This is a genomic window from Microbacterium sp. NPDC055665 (genome assembly GCF_053618035.1).
Window position 1 is genome coordinate 1 of the sequence record NZ_JBSHGY010000021.1, and the last position, 4,703, is coordinate 4,703.

Sequence of the window (4,703 nt, forward strand, 5' to 3'; positions counted from 1 at the left end):
GTGATGTCCGCTGCCGCGCTGGCCTGGGTGGACGCGTCCGTGTTCCCCGCAGCGACAGCTGCCGGGTTCCCGTTCGCATCCGCCGCCGCCGACGCTGCCGCATTCGCATTCGCATTCGCTGCCACGGGTATCGTGAGCGTGATCGGTGCCCCGGTCACGCCGCCAAAAGTCTGCACAAGAGTGAGGAGATTCTCGCCGACAGCGAGGCCCGCGATGGTGGTTGGTCCCCAGGTGCCGTCCGTGCGGACAACAGCGGTGATTTTTGCACCGACGGGCGGGCTGATCATGACCGTCGCGCCGGGCTCCCCGGTCCCGGCTATCGTCGCGGTTTTTGCGTTCTGATCAACGCCAACGATTCTTGCGGTCATGTCCGCTGCAGCGTCGGATACCGGCCTCATCAGAGAAAGATCAAAGTCCGCACTTTCGTAGCTTGTGCGGAGGGTATCAACGAAGAACATGCTCGCGAACAGCCCGTACTTCCGCGGGTTGGTCGGGTCAATCGGGTTCTCGTTCTCGTCCGTGTGGGTCGCCGACGTTAGGCCGAATCGGTTTCCCTGCGGATTGACGGTCGTTTGAAACTGTTGACTCGGCGAACCGTCACACGACTCAACGGTCACTCTCGCGAGCCATCCGGGAGGCTGATCAAGACAGAGATCCCCAAGCCGGACTTCGCCTTCCTCCCCAAGGGCGGGTATCGTCCATTTCACTCCTGGGTCCGTTGTGAAGAGAGGTACCTCCTCGCCTTCAGACGCAGACCCTGCCCAGCTGTGGTATTGGGGTCGAATGGGCTGTGACGCGTCAGGCCAGTGGAGCGGGCCCTCAAGACGATCCATAGGCGCAGCCGCTGCAGGCGTTGAGTGCACCATCACCGTAGAAGCAAGCGCAACGGCGCCGGCTAGCGCGATTGTTCGCGATATGCGCGAAATGTTCGACATCAATTCCCTAACTTGTGACTGCGATCTGTAAAGGCGCTATGACCTGCGACGGCTCCGGGCGGCACCCTATTGGTTGAGATCGGATTCCTGGGCAGCCGTAACGCCAGCTCTCCGCGCGACTTGGTTGGTCCTCCGCGAAGGTAAGGAACGACTCGACGAGGGCCGCCGTGTTCAGGTGTGCGGAGGCCGATTGTCACGCGCTGACGGAGCTGCATGGGCGGGTAGCCCGCTTTCTTGCCGCTGCAGATGTCTGACTGCGCGTTCGATGATGATGCGCACAGCTGCCAGAAATGGATCGGGGCAGCCATCGGCGCGTGAATACGGTACGACGATGGGCGTCTCTCTCCTGAAAGGGCGGGACGCCCGTCGGGATTTGGAGCTTCCGGGTCGTGAAAGACATTACCGCGCTACCAAAACCCCGGTGGACGACTTCACAGTGATGGTGCCGCCGTTCGGGCCCACCTTCACGCCCGTCCGGACGACCGCTCGTCCGCTGTTCAGCAGGCTGGTTACCGGGCCTGTCACGTCTCCGGTGTAACTCTGAAGGTGGGTCGGGTCGGTTGACCGAGCCCGTGAGCAACGTTGTCGCGTCGCGTACCGAGTGGGTCGTGTTTGGCTAGACGGTGCGCTGTGGGTTGTCCGGGCGAGCGCGCCGGTTGAGGGGACGACCTCTACGCGGGTCGTGGCGGTGCCCGGACCGCTCGTGACCTTGATGGTGACCGTTCCTGTCTTCAAGGACTTGATGTGCAGGAAATTCTTCATCGTCAGCGTGCCCGATGAATCCGTTTTCGCGGTCGCAGACTTCGAGACATTCCCGAGAACCGCGATCGAGATCGAGATCGAGTCCAGGCTGACCGTAACCGGATTATTGGCGAGCGGGACCCCGTTTTCGGTGACCTTCACCGTGATGGTCCCCCGCTCGAAGGGCGCTGCTGTGGATGGGGCCGTCACGACCACCATCGGACTGCCAGTGTGTGCTGCCTGAGCAGGTGCTGTCGCGGAGAAGAGGAGTGCCGGGATGGCAAGCGCCGTCGCAGCGGGTCGCGTGAGACTCAACTTCGATCGTCGAGTTCGTTCCGTGTGGCTTTGGCCTTTCAGCGAGACGCTGGCGTGGGGCGGCTCGTCGTGCCACCCCACGCCAGTCGGGGCCGCTCAGCCGCTACCCGAACAATCAGGGAGTTCAGCGGAGATCGCCGGTGGGCGCAGCCTCAATTCCCAGCCAGTGCCCCCACCAGTCGGACGGGACCGGTGCCGCAGCCTCGTTCATGGCGGACAGGTCGAAGTCTGTCGCACCCTGGAGCGTGACCATACCGGCTGTGGAGGCGTTGGCAGAAATCGGGATCGTGCTGTCATCCTCGGGGCCCATCGGCCACATCAACGGCAACATCGAATGGACCTGGAACGAACTCGGACGTGATCCCGGAATCACAACGAACTCTTGTTCGGGCACACCCATGCATTCGACAAGGCTGACGCTACCGCCAAAGTACGGCGACACCGTCAAGCACAGATCCCCGACTCGCACTTCGCCCGTCTCGTACATCTGCGGAAGCGACCAATCGGTGCCCTGGTCGACGCTCGACACAGGAACCAGCGCCCCTTCAGCAGCGGAGCCAACCCAGGTGTCGCCCGTCGAGGAGAGCAGCGGGCCTGTTAGCCTGCCGGCATCGTCTGCGTTCGCGGCCGGAGCCGCGACGAGCGCACCAAGAGCAACTAGCGCCGCCACAGCGGCAACGCCGCGGGTACTTCTACCGATCACAACACGACGAGACGTGGATCGACTAACGAGTTTCATAGGATGTCCTTCCTTTCAAGTTCTGCGACATGCTGACGCGAAGACCCGGCTCAGAGCGATCCCAGCGCACTTCGAACGCACACAACTCGAAAGGAGAGGTGCTTTTCTCATTCGCCTTGGCCGGTTCGAAACTGCCTGGATCGTCTGAGCCCGAGTTCTTCGACTAGATCCGCAGGTGCAGATAAAGCGTCCAATCTGGACTGCCTGATCTTAGGACTCCGATCTCGAGCTCAGGTAACGCGTCGCAGCGCGGTGCAGAGAAAGAGCATTGTGGTTAGTCTTGTTCGATGCGGCCACAGGTGTCGACGCGGCGTAGCACCGCGCTCGATCAGCTCGGTCAGGACCGGGGGCATACCGCGTTTACCCCTCTCGTAAATCTCGAGGCAGTGAGAGATGAACCCACTAATGGAAGCGTCGCGAAGCGGTGTCCGTCGCGCGGGTCTGGTGATTGAAGCTATGACACTCGGCCTCCACACATCCCTGCAGCTAATGGTTACGCCGGATCTCGTCCGCTTGTGCGGCCGAGATCAGTCGAATAATACGCCTAGTCCCAATCACGTGAACAACTACAGCTACCGCGGCGAACAGCACGGCCGCGCCATAAAACACGAGTTCCCATTCGGCGAGCACCGTTTTGAGAACCAATGAGGTGAATGCCAGCAGTACGGCGACCACAGGTAGGGTCGCAAAGACGATAACCGACGTCTCTGAAGGCAACGCTGTGTTCATGGATTCTCCTGTTCGAGCGTCGGACTAGCGGAAATGCGGCTTGCCTGCCCTTCGCTTTGGCTCGGGTGCGCGTCATCTGCACGTCCTACTCGCATGATTTCGAAGGCGGTGGTGGGCCACGGGGTCACGGCTGCTGGCTCACCACGTAGAAGATGCCGATCATCGCGGACGATAACGCCGCAGGTGGTGCAGTGATCTGAGCTCCCGTTGAGATCGTCGGAAGAGTTCGAAAACGCGCGAGCGCAGAAATCCCCTGTGCACGGCCTCGGATGAGATCGATGTGCGGATCACCTCGAACAGCTGCCGTGGCTTGTGACGCGATCGGTTAACTACAGGCGGTCCCAATCCCGAAGTTGTGTGCGATAGCGTCCCGCGGGCGAGGCGAGGCGAGGCGAGGCGAGGCGAGGCGAGGCGAGGCGAGGCCAGGCGAGGGGAGGCCAGGCGAGGGGAGGCCAGGCGAGGGGAGGCCAGGCGAGGGGAGGCCAGGCGAGGGGAGCGGCGGCGGTTAGACACCACGTGGTTGGTCCGACGCGGCCTGGGCTGGGGACACGGGAAGCTCTTTAGGCGGAAGACCATCCCGCATGGGGCGAGCACTGCAAATAGCATTCGGCTACGGTTATGCAACCGCCGTGGGGGACAGGTTTGCGCGAGCGGAGTCTTGGTATTCCGAGCATCGACTGTTTCTCAGTCGACCAGTGTCACTTCTGTTGTGTGGTCTCGGCCATTGCGGGAGCGGTCGATCGTGACCACATCGCCCGCCTGACTCGTCAGCTTCACATGGGTGCGGGCGTCGAGGTGGTTGCCGCCCGATCACTGATCCTTTGTGACCGCCAGCGCGACAACGATCGCAGCGGTTTCGGCGACTTCTAACGGCGCAGTCGTCGACGGGTTGTGCTTATCGTCGGAGTCAGAGCCACATTCATGATGTCCGAGGGCGCTGAACGATTCCTGTGGTCTGCACGAGCTCGCGATGTCGCGTGCTCGAAGCAAGTCCTTCAGCGCTTGAGTCGCGGGTGTTCACCTCATCCCTCGATCACGTGCAACCTGTATTGGCTTAACGGTTTCCGGTTAAGGTGCTGGTGCGCGATGGCGCAGGTATGGGTAGGGGAGCCTGGGCATCAGCCCAGGCTCCCCGTTCGAGATCAGGTTGAGTGTTAGCTCACAGCTTCCTCCTGCACCTCGTCTTCGTGCTTACGGCGCCGGGCGATGAAGAACATCACCAGACCACCCAGGCCGAGTGCGAG

The 4,703-nt window shown here is 61.9% G+C and carries 4 protein-coding genes; 1 reads left to right on the plus strand and 3 read right to left on the minus strand.

Features of this window, described 5'->3' with window-relative positions; genetic code table 11:
* On the minus strand, nt 1–617 hold a 617-nt coding region (locus tag ACWGO6_RS19110), incomplete at its 3' end, for a hypothetical protein (protein WP_452327683.1).
* A gap of 1,000 nt (nt 618–1,617) precedes the next feature.
* Between ACWGO6_RS19110 and ACWGO6_RS19115 the strand changes: the two genes are divergently transcribed.
* Entirely contained in the window at nt 1,618–1,920 is a 303-nt protein-coding gene (locus tag ACWGO6_RS19115) for a hypothetical protein (RefSeq protein WP_452327684.1), read from the plus strand.
* Nucleotides 1,921–2,115: 195 nt separating this feature from the next.
* On the opposite strand, the gene ACWGO6_RS19120 is transcribed toward ACWGO6_RS19115, so the two are convergent.
* Both ACWGO6_RS19120 and ACWGO6_RS19125 read right to left on the minus strand, forming a co-directional pair.
* Nucleotides 2,116–2,730: a hypothetical protein gene (locus ACWGO6_RS19120; protein WP_452327685.1), complete on the minus strand. Its 615-nt coding sequence runs from the start codon at nt 2,728–2,730 to the stop codon at nt 2,116–2,118.
* 486 nt (nt 2,731–3,216) lie between these two features.
* Nucleotides 3,217–3,459 (minus strand): hypothetical protein, encoded by a 243-nt coding sequence (locus ACWGO6_RS19125; protein WP_452327686.1) that lies wholly within the window; start codon nt 3,457–3,459, stop codon nt 3,217–3,219.
* Nucleotides 3,460–4,703 lie beyond the last annotated feature (1,244 nt).